A 24729-nucleotide genomic window follows, 5' to 3' on the forward strand; every position below is an offset into this window, starting at 1 on the left:
TTACTACTTAGTATTTGAAGCTACTTCCCCCTAAAAACTCACGAATGATAGAGGTTGGAGGTATACTCTTTTCATTGATGGATTTAAAGTGACTAAAGAAATAAAGAAGCCTACTTGCCTCCGCATATTCAGGTGTGTTATGTGCAACTTCAAGCAACATCGGTTCAACCAGCGGTTTTAATACAGCCAGTTCAAATAGTAAAGCAGTGTTAAACATAACGTCGGCTTCTTCCTGATATGGGAAAATATGCTTGTCTTCTCCGCGTCGTACGCTTTGCCATCTGGATAAAGTATCTTGTGCCGAATAGCTGCGATAATTGTAATCACGTACAATTCTTCTGACTAAACGATTATCTGTTGTAGGTATGCGATTATGATTATCTAAATTAATTGAGGTTAAGGCAGAAACATAAATCTTGAATTTGAATGAGTCTGTAATGTTTCTGGTTAACTCAGGGTTTAGACCATGGATTCCTTCAATTACCAATATATCCTTATCATTTAACTGAGTTTTGGAACCATCGTAATAACGTTTTCCAGTTTCGAAGGAGAACTTAGGAAGTTCCACTTCTTCACCTTTTAATAAAAGAGATAAATCTTGATTAAACTGTTCAATATCTAAAGCATCAAGCGCCTCAAAGTCGTATTCTCCATTTTCATCTAGCGGTGTTTTTTCTCTATCCACAAAATAATTATCTAATGACAATGTATGTGGTTTTAGTCCATTCACCATAAGTTGAATAGCCAATCTTTTGCTAAAAGTGGTTTTCCCGCTAGATGAAGGGCCACTGATTAATATGATTCTGACATGATCGCTTTTGTCAGAAATCATATCCGCAATATGACCGATTTTCTTTTCATGAAAAGCTTCTGAAACCTTAATTAAGCTTTCGGCTTTTTGTTGAGACTGAAGGTTATTTAAATCATGAATATTAGTAACATCTAAAACTTTATTCCAGTGGCCATATTCCTGAAAAATCTCAAACATTTTATTCTGAATCACTAAGTCTTCCACCTCTTCTGGCTGAAAGCGTTTAGGTATCTGCAAAAGAATACCGTTGTAGTATTTGTTTACGTCAAATACTTTTAAGTATCCCGTTGAGGGCACTAAATATCCATAAAAGGAAGCCACTGTGTCTTCTAGCTGATAATAGGAAGTGTAGTTTTGACCACGACTTTCGATCAAGCCAATCTTATCTTCAAAATCTTGCTCTTTAAATAATTCGATAACCTTTTCGGTTTCTTTTTGAAAATACTCAAAGGGTAGGTCGCGTTGAACCAAGGTGCGCATGTATTCGCCTAGCTTTGTTATTTGTTCAAAACTCACATCATCGGGGCCATCAAGCTCGCAGTATACCCCTTTAGAAACCGAATGCTCTACACGTAGTTTGGTTCCAGGAAGAATCTTTTCTACCGCATAATACAATAAAAACGATAAGCTTCGGATGTACATGCGCATGCCATCGGGATGCGTAATGTCAATAAATTCAACCGTTTTTGGATGGAATAATTCAAATGGTAATTGCTCTAAACTATTGTTGACTAGGGCACCTAGAATTTCGCTTCTGGTTTCTATATTTTGATCCTTGGCAACCTCTTTTAAAGTAATGCCTCGGTTATAACTTTTATATAAATGGTTGTTTAAACATTTGATTTCAATTTGCTGACTCATATAGATTCTTTTTAAGGTTTGTTTATTTTAATTCGAGTTTCAGATAATGGGCAGTGTGGCTTTCTTTGTTTTTAGCCACCTGCTCAGGTGTTCCTGAACAAAGTATTTCTCCTCCAAATCGTCCACCTTCTTTTCCAATATCGATAACGTAATCCGACACTTTTATAACATCCAAATTGTGCTCAATTACAATCACTGTGTTGCCTTTATCCACCAATCGGTTTAATACATCTAATAAAACCCGGATATCTTCAAAATGAAGACCTGTTGTGGGTTCATCCAGTATGTAAATGGTTTTACCTGTATCTTTTTTAGCTAATTCCGAAGCCAGTTTTACCCGTTGCGATTCTCCTCCAGAAAGTGTAGTTGATGGCTGCCCCAGTGTAATGTAACCCAGTCCAACTTCTTTTATCACTCTTAACTTATGAACAATCTGCGGTATGTTCTCAAAGAAATCAACCGCTTGATTAATGGTCATGTCTAGCACATCGCTGATGGACTTTCCTTTATATCTAACTTCAAGCGTTTCTCTATTGTAGCGTTTACCATGGCATTCTGGGCACTCCACCATTACATCGGGTAAAAAGTTCATTTCTATTACCTGAACACCGCCACCTTTACAAGTTTCACAGCGTCCGCCTGCCATATTAAATGAAAAACGGCCTGGCTTGTAATCTCTTATTTTTGACTCTGGTAATCCGGTGAATAGTTTTCTAATCTCGTCAAACACCTTGGTGTAGGTAGCAGGATTAGAGCGAGGTGTTCTTCCTAGGGGAGATTGATCTACATCTACCACTTTATCCACATGTTCAAGCCCTTCAATTTTTTTGTAAGGCATAGGGTCTTTAACCGATTTGTACACATGTTGATTAAGAATAGGGTAGAGGGTTTCGTTAATTAAGGTAGATTTTCCGCTACCCGAAACACCCGTTACACATATCAATTTTCCCAATGGAAATGTAGCCGTTACACCTTTTAAGTTATTGCCCGTTGCATTTTTTAAAACGAGTTTTTTACCATTGCCTTTCCTTCTTACTTTAGGAATTTCAATGGCCTTTTTATTGTTTAAGTAATCCGCAGTTAAGGTATTCTCCTGAATAACTTCCAAAGGCTTTCCGTGGGCCACAATTTCTCCACCATGCCTTCCTGCATAAGGCCCCATGTCAATCAGGTAATCGGCTTGCATCATCATATCTTTATCATGCTCAACTACCAATACGGTATTACCTGTATCTCGTAGTTGATGCAAAGATTGAATGAGTTTATGGTTGTCGCGCTGATGTAGGCCAATGCTGGGTTCATCTAAAATATAAAGTACGTTTACTAATTGAGAACCAATTTGAGTGGCCAGTCTAATACGCTGACTTTCTCCTCCAGATAAGGTCATCGCACTCCTATTTAACGATAGGTAGCTAAGACCTACATCTAATAAAAAGCCTAATCTGCTTCTAATTTCTTTTAATACTTCAATGGCAATAGCTTTTTGTTTTTCACTTAAGTGCTTTTCAATGTCGCTAAACCATTCTGCCAATAAGCTTAAATCCATCTTAGCTAAATCGGCAATGTTTTTATCATTTAGCTTAAAATGTAATGCTTCTTTATTTAAGCGTTGTCCATCACACTCTGGGCAAATAGAAGAAGTAACAAACTGCCCAGCCCACTTTTTAGCTTTTTTGCTGGTATCGTTCTTCTGCTGCTGAAGCACATATTTAATAACACCATCAAAGCTGATAAAATAGTTAGATGCTGTACCAAGTGGGGTGTTTTTTAAAGTGATGGGTTCGCTCGTTCCATTTAAAATGGTATCTAATGCCTCTTCAGGAATATCTTTAATGGGTGTTTTTAAAGTAAAACCGTGCTTTTCGGCCAAGGCTTCTACTTGCCAAAAAATAAGCGTGTTTTTGTATTTGCCTAAAGGTGCAATTCCTCCTGCATGAATACTTAACTTATCGTTGGGTATTACTTTTTCAAGGTCCACCATGTTGATGGAGCCAAGACCTTTACATTTATTACAAGAGCCTTGTGGTGAGTTAAATGAGAATGAGTGCGGAGCTGGTTCGTTGTATGAAATACCTGTGGTAGGGCACATCAGTTTTTGCGAGTAGAATTTAGCTTCGTTCGTTTCTACATCCAAAATCATCATTATCCCTTTACCATTTTTCATGGCCAAATCAACCGAATCGGATAGTCGTTTACTTTCTTTCTCAGAAACTTTAAGTCGGTCAATCACCATTTCAATGGTGTGGTTTTTATATCTATCCACTTTAAAGCCGTGCTCCAGTTCAATTATTTCGCCATCTACACGGGCATATAAATATCCTTTTTTTCTAATCCCTTCAAACAGCTCTTTATAATGTCCTTTTCGGTTGTGCACCAAAGGCGCCAATACCATTACTTTTTTGCCATTAAAGTTATTGGTGATGAGCGATAATATTTTTTCGGTGGTATACTTCACCATTTTCTCCCCAGTATTGTAGGAAAAAGCATCTCCGGCACGAGCATATAAAAGTCTCAGGAAATCATAAATCTCGGTAATGGTTCCTACGGTAGATCTAGGGTTTTTATTGGTGGTTTTTTGCTCAATGGAGATAACCGGACTTAGCCCTGTTATTTTATCCACATCGGGGCGTTCCATATTACCCAAAAACTGTCGCGCATAAGCTGAAAAAGTCTCAATATATCTACGTTGCCCTTCCGCATAAATGGTGTCAAAAGCCAAGGAAGACTTTCCGCTACCACTTAAGCCAGTAATTACAACCAGCTTGTTTCTGGGGAATTCAATATCTATATCTTGTAGGTTGTGCACTCTAGCTCCCATCACAGAAACCGTTCCGTCCTCTAAAAAATCTACCTCTGAATCTTCAATTTTATCTTTGCTTGTGCCCATTTTTTACTCTGCTTATAAGCAAACAAATATAACAAACAAATCACTTTATTATTCATGCTCAGTATAATAAATAAGAGTTGGTTTTACTATGATAATGTTAGACGTAATGTTACGGGGGATTACTTCAATTCTGATGCGAAACTGGTGCGGGAGTAATTCTGATAAAAGTCACACTAAACTCAGACCAAACTCACATAATTGTGAGTTTGGTCTGAGTTTAGTGTGAGATTATACAGGCTTTATATCGAAGCTGTATCGAATCAGTTTTAACTTTGGTGCGAAAGGAGAATTTCGTCCCAAAGTTGAGACTGAAAAATGACATTAACGCATCAAAATATAGAAGCTATTCAAACAAAGTTTCTGGATTTATGGACTACATTACATATAACGACTACCCAATAGCGTCCTAAACGGTTTATTTTAACATTTGTGGTTTTGGCTGTAGATGAGGTGTTTATGGTCTATTTGTCTTTTTAAGCAGCCTTGATTTTCTTTGCTAACTTTCTTTCATCAAGGAAAGGAGAGTAAACCAGGTTTGGACGAAGCACCAATTTGTATAGAACATTATTGATTTATACCATATGTACATTGAAGGAATAAAAAAAAGCTGCCCTTAAGGAACAGCTTTTGTATTATTTTATCTTATTGTGCAATAATTAATTAATGCTTAATCCTTTAGTTTGAAGCGGTACGTTTTTGCTGATGCTGCTAGGTTTTATATTCTCTTTGGTAATTTGATTTGGTTCTATTTTTTCCAACATAGCCGTATTTGCTGGAAGTTGAATGCTATATGTTCTTTTTCTGCTGTTGGTTAGTTTGTTATCCCTTAACCAAGGGTTTAAATCTTTTAATTCCTTATAAGAAATATTAAACTCTTTACTAAAACCAGCAATATTACTAATTGTACTATCTACCTGAATATTTTGTGTTTCTATAACAGGATATAAATCTTCGCTATCCACATGAAAACCATATGCCTTAGGTTCGGAAAGAATTTCTTTTAATGCGATGATTCGATATACATATCTACCTGTTTCTTCGCCCAGTAATAGGTTGTAATAATTGGATGCTTGCTGGCGATTAAGTTGTTTGCTTATGCCTGATTTACCAGCATTATATGAGGCTGCTACTAAAGTCCAGTTTTCGTATTTTGCATACGATTTTTTGAAATACTTACAGGCCGCAACGGTAGCTTTCTCTAAATGATAACGTTCGTCTACTTCGTTATTAATTTCAAGACCATACTCGATACCTGTAGCTTTCATAAATTGCCAAATGCCCGCTGCTCCTGCAGGAGAAACTGATCGAGGCATTAATCCGCTTTCTATTACTGCTAAGTATTTAAAATCATCAGGTACACCTTGCTCTTTTAAAATGGGCTCTATAATAGGGAAGTATCGGTTACATCGTTTTACAAATAATACTGTTTGCGACTGCCAATAAGTGTTTACAAGTAGTTCTCTGTCTAAACTTTCCTTTACCCAATGTTTTTCGACAGGTACCTTTTCGCCTGCAAAATTAATGTTCTCAGGTATCTTTAAACTAAAAATAGAATAATCCTTATTGAAGGATGGTGCCTGATCTACAATGATGATTGGTTCTGCTGAAAAAGTAAATAGTTGGGTAACTATGTAAATGGCAATAATACTTGTTGAAATAGATAATACTTTAATGTACCCCGTTGTGTTTTTTCTCTTCATGATATGTCCCCGATTTTAATGGCTTTCCAATATTCTCACGAAAATATTGAAATAATTTAAATTGTTGTGTTGTTGTGTAAAAAGAATACGTTCTCAAAAGCCTTTTTGTTGTAGTTAAAACGGAAATAATTAAAGTTTTTTCGCTATATTTCATGTGTATGTAATTCATATTTAATAAACAGCTAGGGATTATAGGTGCCTTTTTGTGTTGCCAGTGTCTTTTGTTTTTATTCTAATCTACATGCATATTTCGTTCAAACTCTAAAAAGCCTTGGTGGATAATCATAATTGGAAAAATATAGTTGATGAATCTTTAGAACCCGTTTTCTTAGTAGAGAAGGAGTCGGGATTAATTAAGTATGCCAACCAAAGTGCCAAACAAGTATTTCCACAATTAATAAAAACGGGTAAGGCGTCTATTTACCTTGAGGAGCTTAATGTGTTTAATGGACAACCATACAACAAACATGTATTAGATGTAATTAAACCACTACAGCCTGGCCAATGTAATGAGTGTGATATAGAACTGAATGGTAAAATGGTGGATTGTATTTTAGAATACACTACAGAAGATCCTATAGTGATTTTTAAAATAAATACCATTCAGGGTGATTCCATTTCTAGAAAAGAGAATGCTTCATTTAAATTTTTAGAGTTGATGAATTGTATGATTGAAGGGGTGAATGAATTAGCCTTTCATAAATACGATCATCTAATAGCAGAATCATTGGCGCAGATTGCTAAGTTTTTTAAGTGTGAAAGAGCTTATATTTTTAATTATTCCGATGATGAGCAATTTGTTTCTATGAAGCAGCAATGGGCTCAAAAGGGAGTAATACCTTTTTCGGAATGGAAGGATATACCACTGGTACATTTTAGCCATGTAGGAGGGCACTTGCTTCATAACAAAGCATATTGCATCAATACTATGATGGATATTCCAGATTCTGCTATAGCTGAGCGAAATGGGATGATGACAGAAGGAGTGAAGTCTGTGCTGTTGGTTTCTTTTAAAGAGAAAAACCATACGCTGGGATTTGTTGGTATTGATATGGTTTCGAAAGAACGCTCTTGGACGGCAGATGAGATTGAGCAGTTGAGCTTATTTAGTTCGTTAATAGGTAATATACAAGTAAAGCAACGCTCCGACTTACGTAAAAATTTTCAAGACTCCATTGCGAATTTATTATTTGAAGAATCTACCTGGGCCATTGCCATTTTTAAGGACGAAATATTGGTGGATTGCAACAATCAAACACTTGCTCTGGTAAAGGGCAAAAAACACGAGGTGCTAGGCAAGAGCATATATGATTTATCCTATGCCAAAGATATTAATGTTGAGCTTGTAGAGCGTAAGTTAAAAGACTTGATTTCTAGAAGTGTTCAGGGAGAAAATCCTGTAAGTGAATGGGATGTTAGAGCGATGGATGGAAGTGTTGAACGGGTTGAACTCACATTTCAAACCTTTGAATTTGATGGTGTGATGTATTTAGCTGTTAGTGCTAAAGACATTAAAGATCAGATGCAAAGACATGAGGAGTTACTGAAAAAACAGAAAAGCTTAGAGTCTAAGTTAGATGTGATATTATCGCCTAAGCAAAAAATATCTAAGGTTAAATTACTCGATTTATTAAATAAAGAACAGTTATCAAAGTTAGCTAAGGCGTTTTCTGATGCAACAGGTTTAGCTTCTGCTATTCTGGATAAAGATGGAAATCAAATTACTTCCGTTTTAACCAATAATGAGGTTTGTGAGTTATTTAGGAGCACCAAAAAAGGATTAGAAGTCTGTAAGTTATCCGACGAAATGTTGAATACAAGATTGCAAGAAAGTCTTCAGCCTGAATGGCAACATTGTTTAAGCTGTTCATTTTTAGATGCAGCCGCTCCAATTGTAGTAAATAATGAATTGGTAGGTAGTTGGTGGATTGGCCGAGCATTACCTCATGATGCGGATATCAATAGAGTAATGAAATTCGGGAATGAGCTCGGGTTGAAAAGCGAAGATTTGAGTACTGCTTTTAATCAGCAAAAAAGAATAGGAAGAAAGGAGTTTGAGAGCTCATTGCATTTGCTGCGAGTGTTGGCTAATGAACTTTCTAATTTGGCATATAATAACCTTAAGTTGGCTAAAGCAATAAAGGCTCATCAACGTATGGAAAATAGGTTGGCCAAAGCCAAAGAAAAAGCAGAGGAGAGTGACCAGCTAAAGAGTGCCTTTTTGGCCAACATGTCGCATGAGATAAGAACACCAATGAATGGTATTGTAGGTTTTACTGAATTGATTCAAGGACCAGAACTGGCGCCTGAGGATAGGGACAGCTATATTTCTATCATTCAGGAAAGCTCTAATCAGCTATTGCATATTATTAACGATATTATTGATATTTCAAAAATTGAGGCAGGTCAAATTGAGGCCAATTATGAAGCTTTTAGTTTGAAGGATTTGTTGGAAGAACTGTCGTTGTTTTATGGTGGTATTGCTCAGCAAAAAGGTATTTGTCTCAAAGTTGAATCACCATTGGCCGATGATGTCTTCTTAAAGTCAGATAGAATAAAACTGAAGCAGGTACTTTCTAATTTAATAGGTAATGCCGTTAAGTTCACTTCGAAGGGGTGTGTTGCCTTTGGGTGCCAATATCAAGTAGAAAATGAATTTAAATTTTTCGTAAAAGATTCAGGTATTGGTATAAGTAATAAGGACCAGAAGCAAATTTTTAACCGTTTTTGGCAAGTGGGTAGAAATTCGCAAGGAGGCGGAGGTACTGGTTTGGGTCTAACGATTACAAAAGCTTATGTAGAGTTGCTAGGAGGTAAGATCTGGCTGGAGTCGGAGTTAGAAAAAGGTACTCGTTTTTCATTTACTATTTTATCTAAATAAAAAAACCGGCATCTTTCGATAGCCGGTTAAATATTTTAAAATCTTCTTTATTTATTCAGAAGCTTTCTCTTTCTCTTCTCTAGGTAATCTATCATCTAGTTTATCATCCATTTTACTAATGTCGTATGACTTCAGTGGATTTTTAGATATTTCTTTATATTGATCTCTACTCTTGAAAATATCGATGGCCGAATATATAGCTTGTCTAAATGATTCTGCATCCGCCTCTCCTTGACCAGCAATTTCAAAAGCTGTACCATGGTCTGGCGAAGTTCTTATGATAGGAAGTCCTGCCGTAAAATTAACACCCGATGAAAATGAAATGGTTTTAAAAGGAGCTAATCCCTGATCGTGATACATGGCTAAAATAGCATCAAACTTGGATAGGTTATTCGATCCAAACAGTCCATCAGCAGGATATGGTCCTAGTGCCATGATGCCTTTGTTTTTGGCCTCCTCTATAGCAGGAATAATAATGTCTTGTTCTTCTGTTCCCATCAGCCCATCATCACCAGCATGTGGGTTTAGTCCTAATACCGCAATACGAGGTTTTCTAATGGTAAAATCCTCTTTTAAGGACTTGTTTAATATCTTAAGTTTAGCAACAATTTTTTCCTTGCTAATGCTTTCTGAAACCTTGTTTAATGGAATGTGTCCTGTAACAACGCCCACTTTTAAAACATCGCTAATTAACAACATTAACGATCCATTGGTGCCAAATTCAGATTCTAAATATTCGGTGTGACCCGGGAATTTAAAATCGTCGGATTGGATGTTTTTTTTGTGGATTGGAGCCGTTACTAAAACATCAATTTTATTTTCTTTTAAATCAGCCGATGCTTGTTTTAGTGCAGCATAGGCAGCTTCTCCACCCATGGCGGTTGCTTTGCCTAATTCTACTCTAATGTTATCATCGGCACAGTTAATAATATTAGCGCGTTTAGGATGAGCTTCATCCGCTTGCTTAATATTATTTAAACTGAAATTTGAAATATTTAATGTTTTACGATGATAAGCTGCCACTTTAGAAGAACCATAAACGATTGGTGTACAAAAGTCAAACATTCTGCTGTCGCTTAATGCTTTAAAAATAATTTCGTATCCAATGCCGTTTATATCACCGTGGGTAATTCCCAACCTTATTTTATCTGTCCTCATGTGTTCTATTTAATTTGATAAGCTCAAATCATAAATTTAAAGGCTATTGTAGCTCTCCAACTTTATTGATAGGCTTTAAATATCGCCATTTTTGTGAAACAATACGTTGATATGCTTAATTTTTTACTTTTGACTTAAAGAAATGGTATAATAATCTAACGCCAACTCCTGATCCTCCTTTACCTCTGTAGCTGCTTTCTGATAAGTGAAATGAAGGACCTGCAATGTCTAAATGAATCCATGGGTGGTTGGTGAACTTAGATAAAAATTTACCTGCCGTTATCGAACCACCTTCTCGTCCTCCAAGGTTCTTAATGTCTGCAATGTCCGACTTAATCAATTCATCATAATCGCTCCAAAACGGAAATTTAACAACTCTTTCGTGAGTCTCAAAACCAGTATCTTCAAGTGTTTTAAAAGTCTCATCATCGGCCGTACCCATGGCAACAGTACCATATTCACCAATGGCCATTACCGCCGAACCAGTCAATGTTGCTAAATCTATTACTAACTCAGGCTCATATTTATTGGCGTAACTTAAAGCATCAGCCAATATTAGTCTTCCTTCAGCATCTGTATTAATGATTTCTACACTTAGCCCATTGTGCATGGTTAAAATATCTCCAGGCACTATAGCATTTTCTCCTGGCCTATTATCGGTAGCAGGAACTAAACCTATCACGTGCACGGGTAGTTGGTTTTTGGCTATAGCCGCCATTGTTCCTACCACAGAAGCAGCACCTCCCATATCACACTTCATGGTGTCTAAGCTGCCTGGAGGCGTTTTTAAGTTAATGCCACCAGTATCAAAAACAACACCTTTACCTACTAAAACATAAGGCTTTTCATTTACTGCATTTTCAGGTTTCCATTCCATTACTGAGAATGTTGGAGGGTCAATGCTTCCTTTGTTAACGCCAATAAGTCCGCCGAATTTTAAAGCTTCAATTTTTGCTTTATTAAACACTTCCACTGAAAAGCCATCCTTTTTCGATTGCGCTGTGATAAAATCACTCAATTGAGTAGCGTTTAATCGGTCTACTGGTTCATTGACTAAATCGCGAGTGATGTAAACAGACTCAATAACGTTATTCAGTTCATTTAATTCACAACCCGTAACGGCAGCACTGGCTACATTTATTTCGCTTAGTTCGAATTCTTTATCCTTGTTTTCTGTTTTATATCTTACAAAAGTGTATGCACTTAAGGCAATACCTTCGGCTAGGGCAATAGTTTGTTCTTTACTTCCAATAGTATCAATTAATGCAAACTTCTCAACCTCTTCCGACTTATATTTTTTGAAAATAGCATGACCATCTTTTCTTATCTTTTCGTTCTCTTCGTTACCACTTTGGCTTGTAAATCTGATGAAAACTTGCTGGCTTAATCTATTTAAATGAACAAGGGATTGCTCTTTATTGGTTTTGCTTTTAATGTATTCAATTTCCTCTTCTGAGAATTTAAAATCATTTAATATAGCTACATCATTTACTAAAAAAACAAGATTTCCTTCGTGATTTATGTCGATAGCTTTTTTTATAATTGGGCGCATAATAATTTATTTGATAGCAATATATTATTTAGTTGCAAAGGGAACAGTATGACTTTGAATATTGTTTTACTGTTATTGCTTTAAGATAACTAAAAATCTAATTGCTTTTTATCGTTATTGTTGGTTTGAGTCCTGAAATAATCTCTAGTAATAACCTTTTTAAGTTCACGATGAATAATGAGTTCAGTAAGAACTTCACTGTAATTATTCTCGGGCATTTCTCGCTCGTACATCATTATTTGTTGCTCGCTGATATCTATACGATATAAAAAATGCATAAACCTGTCCAGGCTATCAGTGATGATATTAGCCACATGATCTTTCATCTGATCAAACAGTTCGTCGTAGAAAAATTCTGCATTACCAGAGAAACTTATATCAAGTCCAAATTCGCCAAAATCTTTTTGAATTTGTCTTCCTGTTTCTACAATAAGTTCGTTTTTACGAGATGCTTCCTGAAGATCAGTTCGAGATGTAGCAGGGTAACTCATTATTTATCCTTTTTAAGAGGTGTATAAGAATATAAAATAGCTTCAAGTTGACGAACCATATTTCGCTTCTTTGGTTTTTCAGGGTTAAAAGAATAACCTTCGGTAACAATTACCTTGTTACTAGCTTTATCGTGATGAGCCATACTAATAAAAGGACCTCCCATCATATCTCCTTGCACTTTCCAAAGTCCTCGTAGTACAACTGCATTTGGGTCGGTTGGTGTTTTAATTACCTGATAATTGACAGGGAACATTTGCTCTGTTGTCATATACGAACCTTTGCTAGGACCAGGAACTTGATTTCTTAAAATCTCATTTCTTTTATTAAGCAAGTACTCTTTCGAAAAGCTACCTTCTCCAACATAATCCACTGAGTACACCATTAGCCCGAGACTAGATGTACTCGTCTCGTGCGACATCCATAAAAAGTCTGTGGTATCTTTTCTCAATTTAAAATCAAGAGGAACGTTGATAGAATGCTTGAATTTATTCTCCACTTTTTTCTTTAATTCCGAATTAAACGTGCTTTTAAAATAAGCCGATAATCTATCGCGTTCAGCTCTGGTAAAGAAACCTACTAGTTTAAGTTCGTTTTCTTTAACCATCTCTAGCATGCTGTCTGTATCTTTGGCATATATCCTAACTAAGGCTTGTTGTTTAGCCCAAGTTCCTTTGTAGTATTTAATTTTATTTTCTTTTACAGATTGATCTACTTCAACCACCACTAAATTACGGTATGTTTTAATGAAATCAGATAAAGATCTGTGTGGAATAACAGATGCGTCAAACATAGGTTCTTCTTGCGGCAAGCCAACCATAGGTTGAACCATCATGTCCCAAAGCGTTTTACCCGCTTCAGTTTTTTTAACCGCATCATTCATCACAATAATCATTACCCCAGCTGCACCAGAAGGGTTTGGTTTGTGAGCATTTGGTTTGGTTTTACATGCACTTAAAGTAATCAAGAGAGTCAGTAAAAAGTAAATTGTATTTCTCATTTTAGTATATGCTATTATCGTGAACAAGTATTACTTGTATCTAATTGAGTAATTATTGTTTATTTAGTTTTGCCAAGTTATCCACTTCATCTTTAATAAAAAAGAATTTTTCGGGATATTCCTTTTTCCAGATAATTAGTTTTTGGCCTGGGTGAAGATTTCGATTTGACATTCCGTTCCATTTCATAATATCATGAATAGTGCATTCGTGTTGAATGGCTATTTTATGGAAATATTCACCTTTTGCAACGATGTGAATATGCTTAGTTACATTTTTGTTTTTAGTTATAGATATTGTTCTTGCTGCAGACTCATATAACAGAGGTTCGCTTTTTACAAACTCGGAACTATATTTATGAGGTAAAAATAAACGAACGGGAGTATCGTTTACCGGAATAGTCTGTTTGGTGAATACTGGGTTTAAAAAAGACAGGTCTTCCATACTAATTCCTACTACATCCGATATCTTTTTAAAGGAAATAGGGTGTTGAATAAAAACGGTATCTAATTCGCTAAAGTTGTATTTTACTTCTGCTCCAACAATATCGTAATTCGAATGATATTCCATGGCATAGTTGGCAGCTATAAAAGCAGGTACATAACCTTTTACCTGAGCAGGAAGGTAAGGTCTTAGTTCCCAATAGTTGGTTTTGCCACCTGAACGTTCAATGGCTTTTCGAACCACTCCAGCACCACCATTGTACGCAGCCAAAGCAAGTTGCCAGTCTCCAAAAATACGATGTAAATATTGTAAATATTTGCAGGCTGCTTCAGTAGCAAGTATAGGGTCGCTTCTTTCATCCACATAGGTGGTTACCTCCAGCTCAAACATGCTACCCGCATGATACAAGAATTGCCAAAGTCCTTTAGCTCCCGATTTTGATTTAGCTCTCGGGTCGAGTGCTGATTCAATAACAGCTAAATATTTTAACTCTAGCGGCAAGTTATATTTATCTAGGTATTCTTCAAATAAAGGAAAGTAAAGTTTAGAACGACTGATTATGTTGGATAGATGCTCTCTTCTTTTTACGGTATAAACATCAATATATGCTTGTACGCTTTCGTTATAGTCCAGCTGAATGGGCGTTTTGTAATTCAACGCCTTCATCCGTTTTTCAATCATCCATTCAGGAAACTGAGGAATACTATTGTCTTGTGCGCAAACAAAAAGCGTTATACCCAGAAACAGAGTAGTCAACATTGGCTTTAAATATGCAATTCGGAAGTTTAACTTCATCTGTATATCCTTTATTTGTCAATTCCTTTTTTGAAGTGATTCGTTTTAGCAAATCGAAAAAAGCAAATTGAAATTCTCCTAAGACTTACCTTTCTACTTTAATTTAAAGGTCATTGTTCCAATATTTCTGCCATCCGCAAAAATATCTGCTATATATTCGCCTTCAGTGAGTTCTCCTGCATCAACATCATAGAAAATACAAACATCTAGTTCTTCACCACCATATTCAATCGTTCGTTTTGAAGAGTAGTTTATTTCTTGGCTTTCGTATTTAAACAGATCTTGTTTACTATGGTAAAGTAAAGCTCCATCAGGACGTAATATTCTTAAGAATACAATTTTTTCTCCTATTTCGGCAGTAATGTTTTTTTGAATGGAAAAGCATATTCTAATTTTACTTACTCTAGAGCTTCTGGTAGTTTCTCGTCCTTTTGAATTTAAACCAGAGGCTTCCATATTAAAAGTCTCTAGTTTAGAGGCGATTTTAACTTTTTTCACTAGTTCTTCTTTTACCTCTTCGAGTTCATGGTAGGTGTTCTCCATGTTGTTTACCTTCCGTCGATATTGCTTGTTTTCTTCTTGTAATGCTTTATTGGATTGATTCAGTGAGTCAATTTGTACCACATAGTTTTTTAACACTTTACGTAATGAGGTAAGTTCTTTTTTAAACTCTCGTATTTTAGATGAGTTAGTTGCCTTAATGGTTTGTATTTCCTCTATCAGTTGTGAAATTTTTTCACGCTCCATCTCAAGCATGGTATTTAAAGTATCGCTATTGGTTTGAAGAGAGTCATAATCCAATATTAAAGTTTCAAACTCAGTCGTTAGCATGTCTTTTTCTTCTACCATTTCATCTACCATAACTTGCATTTGAGTTTTGTTTTGGTAATAAAGGTAGCCTAATACAATAATTACTATTAAGGATACTGCACCGACAATAATAGTAGTTTGGTGCGATTTATGTGGTTTATTTGTTTCTGTTGTGCTCATATTATAAGGTGTGCGATTTTATTTTGATGACAAATTTAGAATTTTTAGAGTATTACTTATAATTCGGTAGCAATAATATCATATTATTTTCCTCATTTAAGAGGAGTAACATATAATTGAATTAAATTTGCGTATTGATTAAACTAATAATAGCTCGTTAGTTTATAATTGTTCGTTATTTATGTGATTAATAAAATTCTTAAGATAATCTTTTAATAGGATGTATTTTTGAGTGTTTAATCAATTAAAAATTTGATGATTATAAATGTTAACGAAGTGTTGAACTAAGATATTTTATTTAAATGCGAAATTATATATTAGCCCTTGCAGCATTATTTATGCTTATTTATTCGTGCGCTAACCCAGGTTACCCAACAGGAGGTCCTAAAGATGAAAGTGTTCCTGTTGTAAAAAAATCTACACCACCCGCTAATGCTCTAAACTATAAAGAGGATAAAGTAATTATTGAGTTCGATGAAATCATTAAGCTGAAAGATGTTAATCAGAAGTTTGTAGTTTCTCCTCCTTTAAAAAAGCGACCTAAGATTGAAGCTAGAGCTAATAAATTAAGTGTTAGGTTTGATGAAGACGAAGTGCTTCAAGATAATGCAACTTACACTTTAGATTTTGCCGATGCAATTACCGATAACAATGAAGGTAATGCGTTGGAATCCTTCGTTTTTTCTTTTTCTACGGGTGAGGTGGTTGATTCATTTGCCATACTAGGAAATGTTTGGGAAGCACTTGACTTGGCACCTATTGAAGGTGCTATAGTTTTGGCGCATAAAAACCTTAACGATACGGCATTTACACACGATATTCCTGTTCGACTGGCTAAAACGGATAATACAGGGCATTTTGCTTTGCGAAACCTGAGTCCTGGGGAGTATAGGGTTTACGCCATTGAAGATGGAAACAGGAATTATATGTTCGATCAGCCTGGTGAGCATATTGCTTGGATTGATACAATTATTTCTCCATCGATGGAATATGTTGAAATGCCTGATAGTATTACGCCGGATTCAGTAGTTTTTAGAGAGGAATTGGTTTATTCTCCCAATGATTTGAAACTATTCATGTTTAAGGAAGAAGAAACTGAGCAGTATTCAATGGGTGAAGAGCGCAAGGATTCAAATACCATGGCTTTTTACTTTAATTTGCCTTTAGAAGAATTCAATATAGAACCTATTACAGAAACGCCTGTTACTGAGGATTGGGCCATTTTGGAACCTTCGTCTAAGAATGATACCATGTTTATTTGGATAACAGATAGTGCGTTGTACAGAAGGGACACTTTAAAAATGGCTTATAGCTATATGGGTTTAGATACCTTGGATAATCCTGCATTAATAAACGATACGGTAAGAATGTATCATTTTAAGTTGCCTCCACAGCGAGAAACCAGAAGGAGTAAAAAGAAGAAAAAGAAGGTTGTGCCGACTTTACAAATGGGTAAGTCTTCAAGTGGTGTTGATGTGTATGGTAGTTTTAATTTTATTATGCCAACTCCGATAAAATCCTTCAATCAGGAGGGTATGCAATTGTTTGAGCAGGTTGATACTTTAATGGAAAAAAGAGACTATACATTTGTGCAGGATTCTGCATTTAAGCGTCGTTATTCTGTAAAAACAAAGTGGACACCAGGAGCAAAATACACTTTAGTGATAGATTCGGCCTCCATAGAAGATGTGTATGGATTGAAGTGTGATTCCATTGGTAAACAATTTACAGTTAAAGACCTTGATTCCTACGGAATGATTCTCTTAAATATTGGCCATGGCGGAGATGAGTGGTTGATTCAATTGCTCAATAATTCGGATGAAATAATCAGACAGAAATATGTTCCAACTTCAGGTAAGTTAGCTTTCCAAAATTTAAATCCAGGAGCCTATAAAATAAAGCTGGTAATGGATAAAAATATGAATGAGAAGTGGGATACTGGTAATTATGAACTGAAGATTCAACCAGAACAAGTTTTTTATTATCCGGGTAAGATAGATTTAAGAGCAACATGGGATCATGTAGTGGAATGGAAGCTGGAGGAGTTTGATATATATGATTTTGTAGAGAAAAATCGTAAGCCTAAGAAAAGAGAAGAAAATTAATAGTTAGTTGTCACGTGTCAATAAATAACTTGTTTGGTATTATTGACCAATGATTAATAACCAATAAACGATTGTAATATGTCCGTACTTGTAAATTTTGCTATGTTCCCAACAGATGCTGGTGTGAGTAAAAGTGCACCAGTTAGCAGGGTAATCGATTTTATAAAAAATAGCGGTGTAACATATCAGCTTGGGCCAATGGGTACAACCATTGAAACAGATACGATGCCAGAAGCTATGGATATTATAAACGGGGCTTATGCTTTGTTAGAAAAGGACCACGACCGTATTTATACCACCATTACTATTGATGCCAGAAAAGGTGAACTTGGGCGTATGAAATCGAAAATTGATTCTATCGAGAATAAAATAGGTAAGGTTAATTCGTAATCGATGTCTATTATCTATAAGACTTTCTTTGCTGTATTGCTTTTATATATTGGTATTCAATCAATAAATGCCCAGTGTAATATAGAGAATTCTACTTTTAGGAGTGGGGAAGTTGTTACTTATCATGCTTATTATAACTGGCATTTTATCTGGATAAATGCTGGCATCGTCCATTTTTCTGTAAAAGAAGCCCAGTATGAGGAATCTGATGCCTGGTTTTTATCGGCTTATGGACGGACCTATAGTGGTTACGATAAGTTTATGAAGGTTCGTGATACCTTTGAGGTTTACGTGGATAAGGATAGGTTTGAGCCATTGCATTTTAATCGAGTAACTAAAGAAGGAAGTACAGTTGGTCATCATCAATATTGGTTTAACTATAAAGATAGCTTGGTGCAGACCAAAACTAAAAAAGGAGAAGTTGGTCTTTATAAAGATAGTGTCATCACCTTAAAAGATTGTACTTCCGATTTGCTGACAATGGTTTATAAGGCACGCAATATCGATTATTCAAAATATCAAGTCAACGAGAAAATACCTATTCGAATGATTGTGGATAATAAAATTCATGATTTATATATCCGATATTTGGGCAAAGAAATCATTAAAAATAGAGACGGGCGAAGTTTTAAATGTTTAAAGTTTTCTCCTCTTCTGGTAGCAGGTACCATCTTTGAATCTGGCGAAGATATGACCGTTTGGGTTACCAATGACGAAGCTCGGGTTCCTATTGTTGTGGAGGCAAAAGTATTGGTGGGCTCAGTTAAAGCTGTTTTTGTGGATGCTGTAGGACTTTTGAATCCAATTACTGCTGAGGTAAAAGAGTAATTGCTTGTTGTTGAAATATTGCTGCTAGGTGTTAAGAATGGTGGGTTTGTCAAAAAATAAATTGATAATATATCTATCCTAGCTTAATTATTTGGGGGTGTAAAATTAAAATGCTTAATTTGCTGCAGGAATATATCAATGAATATTCTATATTAATAATGTTGTCTCAACAACATTAAACCCATTAAGGGTTATTTTTTTATCAAAATCCCGAATATTTAAACCTTTTGTTTAAAAGTACTTTTGCGAGTGCTAGGTATATTTTTCTATGACTCAAGATAAATTACAAATTGATCCAAGCCTTATAGCGGCTTTAAAGAATGGCGATGAAGATGCTTTTAAAGGCATCTATGAGCTTCTTTATGCTCGCTTGTTTCGATTTGTAAAATATGCTTTATCTAATTCGGAAGATTCGGAAGAAATTGTACAAGAAACTTTCTTGAAATTGTGGAAGTCCCATCAAGATATAGATCTAGATAAGTCTTTTGAATCGTTTGTGTTTACTATTGCTAAAAATCAAATAAAGGATTTTCTACGTAAGGTATTAAGCCAAAAAAAGTACATTGAATCAATAATTCTTGAAAATTCCTTCGAAAGTAATCAGTTAGAGGAGATAGTTAACTATAGAGAAACGGATAAAGTAATAAGGCAGTTGATTGGAATGTTGCCCGAAAAAAGAAGAACCGCCTTTGAGTTAAGTCGATTCCAAGGGAAAACATATAAGGAAATTTCGCTGCTGATGAATATTTCTGAAAACACTGTAGATACTCATATTCGCAAAGCGCTTGGTTTCTTAAAAGAGGGGTTTGTTCGTTTTTCTTCCTTTATTTTTTGCTTATAACCTTAAGCAAATACCCTGTATGATAAAAAAAATAGAAAAAAAGTAAGTTTCGATTCACGGAACATACTCTCTTGTGCGTATTAATTAATTGTATGAAGCATTTTATGTCAATATTAAATAAAATAAAAAGAATTGTTGGCTCCAATAGGGTTAGGAAAAATGAATTCGAAGAACTTGAGAATTTTGTTGAAAGCTTTGATCAGGATGAAGAAGTGGAGAGTTGGTTGCAACAACATTGGGCGAATGCTTTTAGTGCAGACGAATCATATAAGAAGAGCTTAAGTGAAGAGCCGTATTATATTAATAAAAGTCGTTTTTCAGATCGTTTCACACAGTTAAAAATTGCCGCGAGTGCAATATTATTAGTTGGTTTAGGTACAGGTTTGTGGTTTTTAGTTGCAGGTGAAACAATGACTAGCCCGTATGTAGCAGATTCAAAGCTTATGAAAAAAATGGGTAAAGAAGTGTTGAGTTCTGTTGTTTTAGAGCAAGGAGATAAAACCTATGATTTGTCTGAAAATGATATTAGTCTTAATAAGCAGGATTTAAAAATTGTAGGAAATAGAAGTAATCTAAGGGTTCTTGCTAAGGATGATGAAAACAATAATAAGATAGAACAACATTGGAGTACTATTAAGGTGCCAAAAGGTAAAGATTATTACGTTGTACTATCTGATAGTACTCAAATATGGATGAATGCCTGCTCCGAGCTTTCGTTTCCAAACTATTTTGTTGATGGTAAGAGAGAAGTAAAATTAACTGGTGAAGCATATTTTGAAGTAAGATCGGATGTTGAAAATCCATTTTATATTAAAACCCATCATTCTGTTGTGCAGGTAACAGGGACAAAGTTTAATGTTTATAGTTATAAACATGAATACGAAAGTGCAGTGACTTTAGTAGAAGGTAAAGTTGGTGTGAATGTAAATGGGCATTTACATAAAATTAAGCCAGGGGAGCAATTTGTACAAAATGAAGAGGGGTATAAGATTAAAAGTGTAAATCCATATCACTTTATTTCTTGGAAAGAAGGCGTGTTTGAGTTTCATGATATGTCGTTAAAGGACATGTCTCTTAGATTAACGAAATGGTTTGAAGTAGAGTTTATATTTGAAAATGAACATGTGTCAGCTCAGCGCTTTACGGGTATGATACGTAAAGATCATGATATAGAATATTTTATAAAGGTACTGGAGAAAACAACCAACCTTAGTTTTCAGTACCAAGAATCCCAAATTATTATTTCGCAGAAGTAAAATTGATTTAATAACTATATAATTTAAAACTAGCCAATGAAGAAGCTTTTTAAAAGTAAGCTTACTCTCCCCGAGAGTAGGTATTGGGAAAAGTACATCCCAATTCGATTGTTTACAATCATTGTTATATTGTTGATTGTTAATGTTTCAGCTTTTGCTGTTGCACAAGGAAATGTACTTATTAAAAAAGGAAGTTGGACTGTAGAAAACTTGTTTGAAGAATTAAAAACGCAAACAGGATTAACAGTTATTTACAACAACAACAAGTTAGACAAGAACCATGTTGTTAGCGTGCCTAAGGGTAGTATGGAGCTTAATGATTTAATGCAACATGTATTAAAAGATCAAGCTTTAGATTATGAGCTTAAAGACGATTATATCGTTATTAAACCTAAAAATCATGTCGAAATTGTTGATGGTTCGCAAGAAACAAAAACCGTGAAAGGTAGAATTGTGGATACTGAAGGTATTACTCTACCAGGAGTGGCTGTTATGGTTAAGGGAACACAAATAGGAACCGTTACAAATATTGATGGTGTTTTCCAAATTAATGTACCTGCAGACAATACTACATTAGTGATTTCATACATTGGTATGAAAACACAGGAGATTGATGTGGCAAACCGACAAGAGGTTGATGTAACTTTGGTTTCTGACTTAACGAGTTTAGACGAAGTTGTAGTTACAGGTATGGTTACTACGGATAAGCGACTATTTACAGGAGCGAGTCAAAGAATTAAAGCAGAGGATGCAAAGTTAGCTGGTATTGCTGATGTAAGTCGAAGTCTGGAAGGGCGAGCTGCAGGGGTGTCAGTACAAAACGTATCTGGTACTTTTGGTACGGCTCCAAAGATTAGAGTGAGGGGTGCTACTTCTATTTATGGAAGTTCAAAGCCACTATGGGTAGTGGATGGAATTATAATGGAAGATGTAGTTGAGATGAGTTCTGATGATCTTTCATCTGGAGATGCAAAAACACTTATTAGTTCTGCAATAGCAGGATTAAATGCAGATGATATTGAAAGCTTTGACATTTTGAAGGATGGTTCTGCAACTTCTATTTATGGAGCTCGCGCAATGGCAGGGGTAATTGTAATTACCACTAAAAGAGGAAAAGCTGGAGTTAGCCGCATTTCTTATACCGGCGAGTATACATATAGATTAAAGCCTTCATATAATGATTACAATATCATGAACTCGCAAGAGCAAATGTCTGTTTATGAAGAAATGCGAGAGGGAGGTTGGCTAAACTACGCAGATATTGCCAATGCGGCAGAAAGTGGTGTTTATGGAAGAATGTATCAACAGCTCAATAAGCTAGATGCCAATGGTAATTTTTCTCTAGCGCATACGCAGGAAGCGATGGCTGGATATTTACGACAGGCAGAATACAGAAATACAGATTGGTTTGAGGAATTATTCAATTCAAATGTAATGCAGAACCATTCTGTAAGTATGTCGTCGGGTACCGAAAAGTCTAGTTACTATGCTTCTGTTAGTGCTTTAGTAGATCCGGGTTGGACAAAAGAAAGTAAGGTAAATCGTTATACTGCAAATTTTAATACCAACTTTAAAATTCGTGATAATTTAAACCTTACAACGATAAGTAATGCCTCTTATAGAAAGCAAAAAGCACCAGGAACATTATCTCAAGATGTTGATGCTGTAACTGGAGAAGTAAAGCGAGATTTTGATATTAACCCATTTTCGTTTGCACTTAATTCATCTAGAACGCTCGATCCTGATCTTTATTATACCAGAAACTATGCACCCTTTAATATTAAAGAGGAATTGGAAGAAAATCATATTGATTTAAATGTGGTAGATGTTAAATTTCAATCGGAATTAAAGTGGAAACCTTTATCTAAACTAGAGTTAAGTGCTTTAGGAGCAGTTAAATATTCATCTACTTCTCAAGAACATAAGGTAACCGAGTTTTCAAATCAGGCTCAAGCTTACAGGGCAGCAGGTAATACAACTATTAGAGATAGAAATGCATTTCTATATACTAACCCAGATGATCCTTATGCATTGCCTGTTACAGTTCTACCTCAGGGAGGTATTTATACCCGTACCGATTACTCTATGTTAGGATATGACCTTCGTACAACCGCGTCGTATAAAGATGTGTTTAATGATACACATATTTTAAATATGTATGGAGGTATGGAAATGAACTCGGCAGATCGTAAAAAAACCAGAAATACGGGTTGGGGGATGCAGTATTCTATGGGAGAAACTCCTTTTTATACGTATGAACTGTTTAAAAAAGGTATAGAGGAGAATAATCTTTATTATGAGTTAAGTAATACAAGGTATCGTAATTTAGCTTTCTTTGGAAATACAACCTATTCGTTTAGAGGAAAATATATTGTTAATGGAACTTTAAGGTATGAGGGATCTAATAAGTTAGGAAAATCAAAAAGTGCTCGTTGGTTACCTACTTGGAATGTATCAGGAGCGTGGAATGCCCATGAAGAAAACTTCTTTCAAAGATGGACTCCTGCAATTTCGCACTTAACCCTTAAGGCATCGTATAGTTTAACAGCGGATAGAGGTCCGTATAATGTAACCAACTCTTTGGTTGATATACGCAGTAGAACGCCATGGAGACCGACTGCCGGGGTTAAAGAAAGTGCTTTGTATATCGAGTCGCTAGAAAATAGTGAGTTAACATACGAAAAGAAACATGAAATTAACTTTGGTGCAGAAGTTGGTTTTGTTGGTAATAGAATCAATACAACATTTGATATTTATCAACGAGATAACTTTGACCTAATAGGTATTATTACTACTCAAGGTTTAGGAGGAGAAGTTGAAAAGTATGGTAATGTGGCCTCCATGAAATCGAATGGGTATGAATTCTCATTATCGTCTTTAAATATTAAAACACAAGATTTTAAATGGAGTACTAGCTTTGTGTATTCTAAGGTGAAAAATGAGGTGACAGATTTGCAAACAACCTCTAGGGTTATTGATATGGTAAGCGGCAATGGTTTTGCAAAAGAAGGTTATCCAGTAAGATCTATTTTCTCTATCCCATTTGAAGGATTAAATGATGAAGGTTTACCTACTTTCTTAAACCAGAATGGAGATGTTACTGTGAGTGATATTTATTTTCAGGAACGCGAAAATTTAGATTTTCTTGAGTATTCAGGATCGGCTGACCCAACGGATATAGGAAGTTTAAACAATACATTTAGTTACAAAGGGTTTAACTTAAATGTGTTTATGACATATGCTTTTGGTAATGTGGTACGATTAGATCCTATATTTAGCAGTTCGTATTCAGATTTAGCAGCTTTACCACGTGAATTCAAAAATCGTTGGGTAAGGCCAGGTGATGAAAAGTATACGGATGTTCCTGTTATAGCTACTGTTAGACAAGAGAATAATATTGGAGCTAGCGATTTGTCAACTGCATACAACGCTTATAATTACTCATCAGCTAGGATTGCAAAAGGAGACTTTATAAGAATGAAAGAAATCTCGTTTGGATATGATTTTTCTCCTCAATTAACTAGTGCCTTAGGAGTAAATGCTTTATCGCTTAGGGTGCAGGCTACCAATTTGTTCTTAATTTATTCTGATAAAAAACTAAACGGACAGGATCCTGAGTTTTTTAATACGGGAGGTGTTGCAACACCAGTGCCTAAGCAATTTACTTTTACATTAAAATTAAGTTTATAATTAGTGCATTAAATTGGTATTCATGTCTTTTATACAATGAGGTGTATGTCGCA

At 35.4% G+C, this 24729-nt stretch carries 16 protein-coding genes; 7 read left to right on the top strand and 9 right to left on the bottom strand.

The features are described from left to right. Window positions 1-7: 7 nt before the first annotated feature. The 3 genes from A8L32_RS04790 to A8L32_RS04800 form a co-directional block, all read right to left on the bottom strand. Window positions 8-1672, bottom strand: a complete 1665-nt coding sequence (locus A8L32_RS04790) for a nucleoside kinase (RefSeq protein ID WP_066628232.1) — start codon at window positions 1670-1672, stop codon at window positions 8-10. Window positions 1673-1694: 22 nt separating this feature from the next. Beyond that, on the bottom strand, window positions 1695-4559 hold the full coding sequence (gene uvrA, locus A8L32_RS04795; protein WP_066628239.1) for an excinuclease ABC subunit UvrA: 2865 nt from the start codon (window positions 4557-4559) through the stop codon (window positions 1695-1697). 656 nt (window positions 4560-5215) lie between these two features. Next, window positions 5216-6259, bottom strand: a complete 1044-nt coding sequence (locus A8L32_RS04800) for a lytic transglycosylase domain-containing protein (protein WP_066628242.1) — start codon at window positions 6257-6259, stop codon at window positions 5216-5218. A gap of 274 nt (window positions 6260-6533) precedes the next feature. On the opposite strand from A8L32_RS04800, the gene A8L32_RS04805 reads away from it, so the two are divergent. Next, the gene (locus tag A8L32_RS04805) at window positions 6534-9140 is read left to right on the top strand and encodes a PocR ligand-binding domain-containing protein (protein WP_066628245.1); all 2607 of its coding nucleotides are present in this window, start codon (window positions 6534-6536) and stop codon (window positions 9138-9140) included. A 51-nt stretch (window positions 9141-9191) separates the two neighbouring features. Here A8L32_RS04805 and pdxA read toward each other — a convergent pair whose 3' ends face one another. The 6 genes from pdxA to A8L32_RS04835 all read right to left on the bottom strand — a co-directional run bounded on the left by pdxA (window position 9192) and on the right by A8L32_RS04835 (window position 15566). After that, entirely contained in the window at window positions 9192-10298 is a 1107-nt protein-coding gene (pdxA, locus tag A8L32_RS04810) for a 4-hydroxythreonine-4-phosphate dehydrogenase PdxA (RefSeq protein ID WP_066628248.1), read from the bottom strand. A 115-nt stretch (window positions 10299-10413) separates the two neighbouring features. Then, the gene (locus A8L32_RS04815) at window positions 10414-11850 is read right to left on the bottom strand and encodes a leucyl aminopeptidase family protein (protein WP_066628252.1); all 1437 of its coding nucleotides are present in this window, start codon (window positions 11848-11850) and stop codon (window positions 10414-10416) included. Window positions 11851-11939: 89 nt separating this feature from the next. Further along, window positions 11940-12341: a hypothetical protein gene (locus A8L32_RS04820; protein WP_066628254.1), complete on the bottom strand. Its 402-nt coding sequence runs from the start codon at window positions 12339-12341 to the stop codon at window positions 11940-11942. Further along, the gene (locus A8L32_RS04825; protein WP_066628256.1) at window positions 12341-13339 is read right to left on the bottom strand and encodes a DUF4837 family protein; all 999 of its coding nucleotides are present in this window, start codon (window positions 13337-13339) and stop codon (window positions 12341-12343) included. Before A8L32_RS04825 ends, A8L32_RS04820 begins: the two co-directional genes overlap by 1 nt. Before the next feature lie 52 nt (window positions 13340-13391). Then, window positions 13392-14576 carry a lytic transglycosylase domain-containing protein gene (locus A8L32_RS04830; RefSeq protein WP_075590192.1) on the bottom strand — a complete coding sequence of 395 codons (1185 nt, stop codon included), beginning with the start codon at window positions 14574-14576 and terminating at the stop codon, window positions 13392-13394. A gap of 93 nt (window positions 14577-14669) precedes the next feature. Beyond that, window positions 14670-15566 (bottom strand): hypothetical protein, encoded by an 897-nt coding sequence (locus A8L32_RS04835; RefSeq protein WP_066628260.1) that lies wholly within the window; start codon window positions 15564-15566, stop codon window positions 14670-14672. 302 nt (window positions 15567-15868) lie between these two features. On the opposite strand from A8L32_RS04835, the gene A8L32_RS04840 reads away from it, so the two are divergent. From A8L32_RS04840 to A8L32_RS04865, 6 genes are all read left to right on the top strand, one after another. Beyond that, window positions 15869-17671 carry an Ig-like domain-containing protein gene (locus A8L32_RS04840; RefSeq protein WP_066628263.1) on the top strand — a complete coding sequence of 601 codons (1803 nt, stop codon included), beginning with the start codon at window positions 15869-15871 and terminating at the stop codon, window positions 17669-17671. A gap of 78 nt (window positions 17672-17749) precedes the next feature. Then, window positions 17750-18061, top strand: coding sequence for an MTH1187 family thiamine-binding protein (locus A8L32_RS04845; RefSeq protein ID WP_066628271.1), 312 nt, complete (start codon window positions 17750-17752; stop codon window positions 18059-18061). Window positions 18062-18064: 3 nt separating this feature from the next. Further along, window positions 18065-18889 carry a DUF3108 domain-containing protein gene (locus tag A8L32_RS04850; protein WP_066628274.1) on the top strand — a complete coding sequence of 275 codons (825 nt, stop codon included), beginning with the start codon at window positions 18065-18067 and terminating at the stop codon, window positions 18887-18889. Between the two features lie 268 nt (window positions 18890-19157). Beyond that, window positions 19158-19730 (top strand): RNA polymerase sigma factor, encoded by a 573-nt coding sequence (locus tag A8L32_RS04855; RefSeq protein ID WP_066628277.1) that lies wholly within the window; start codon window positions 19158-19160, stop codon window positions 19728-19730. Between the two features lie 92 nt (window positions 19731-19822). Beyond that, a complete protein-coding gene (locus A8L32_RS04860) occupies window positions 19823-20986 on the top strand; it encodes a FecR family protein (protein WP_083631186.1) in 1164 nt (387 codons plus the stop codon). Between the two features lie 36 nt (window positions 20987-21022). Then, window positions 21023-24676, top strand: a complete 3654-nt coding sequence (locus tag A8L32_RS04865; protein WP_083631187.1) for a SusC/RagA family TonB-linked outer membrane protein — start codon at window positions 21023-21025, stop codon at window positions 24674-24676. The last annotated feature ends 53 nt before the right edge of the window (window positions 24677-24729 follow it).

The organism is Labilibacter marinus (assembly GCF_001659685.2).
Lineage (GTDB): Bacteria > Bacteroidota > Bacteroidia > Bacteroidales > Marinilabiliaceae > Saccharicrinis > Saccharicrinis marinus.

Coding starts and splice junctions, on each gene's coding strand:
- A8L32_RS04850 (WP_066628274.1), top strand. CDS start 18,065: ATGTCTATTATCTATAAGACTTTCTTTGCTGTATTGCTTTTATATATT.
- A8L32_RS04825 (WP_066628256.1), bottom strand. CDS start 13,339: ATGAGAAATACAATTTACTTTTTACTGACTCTCTTGATTACTTTAAGT.
- A8L32_RS04800 (WP_066628242.1), bottom strand. CDS start 6,259: ATGAAGAGAAAAAACACAACGGGGTACATTAAAGTATTATCTATTTCA.
- A8L32_RS04865 (WP_083631187.1), top strand. CDS start 21,023: ATGAAGAAGCTTTTTAAAAGTAAGCTTACTCTCCCCGAGAGTAGGTAT.
- A8L32_RS04835 (WP_066628260.1), bottom strand. CDS start 15,566: ATGAGCACAACAGAAACAAATAAACCACATAAATCGCACCAAACTACT.
- A8L32_RS04855 (WP_066628277.1), top strand. CDS start 19,158: ATGACTCAAGATAAATTACAAATTGATCCAAGCCTTATAGCGGCTTTA.
- A8L32_RS04830 (WP_075590192.1), bottom strand. CDS start 14,576: ATGAAGTTAAACTTCCGAATTGCATATTTAAAGCCAATGTTGACTACT.
- pdxA (WP_066628248.1), bottom strand. CDS start 10,298: ATGAGGACAGATAAAATAAGGTTGGGAATTACCCACGGTGATATAAAC.
- A8L32_RS04815 (WP_066628252.1), bottom strand. CDS start 11,850: ATGCGCCCAATTATAAAAAAAGCTATCGACATAAATCACGAAGGAAAT.
- uvrA (WP_066628239.1), bottom strand. CDS start 4,559: ATGGGCACAAGCAAAGATAAAATTGAAGATTCAGAGGTAGATTTTTTA.
- A8L32_RS04790 (WP_066628232.1), bottom strand. CDS start 1,672: ATGAGTCAGCAAATTGAAATCAAATGTTTAAACAACCATTTATATAAA.
- A8L32_RS04840 (WP_066628263.1), top strand. CDS start 15,869: ATGCGAAATTATATATTAGCCCTTGCAGCATTATTTATGCTTATTTAT.
- A8L32_RS04845 (WP_066628271.1), top strand. CDS start 17,750: ATGTCCGTACTTGTAAATTTTGCTATGTTCCCAACAGATGCTGGTGTG.
- A8L32_RS04860 (WP_083631186.1), top strand. CDS start 19,823: ATGAAGCATTTTATGTCAATATTAAATAAAATAAAAAGAATTGTTGGC.
- A8L32_RS04820 (WP_066628254.1), bottom strand. CDS start 12,341: ATGAGTTACCCTGCTACATCTCGAACTGATCTTCAGGAAGCATCTCGT.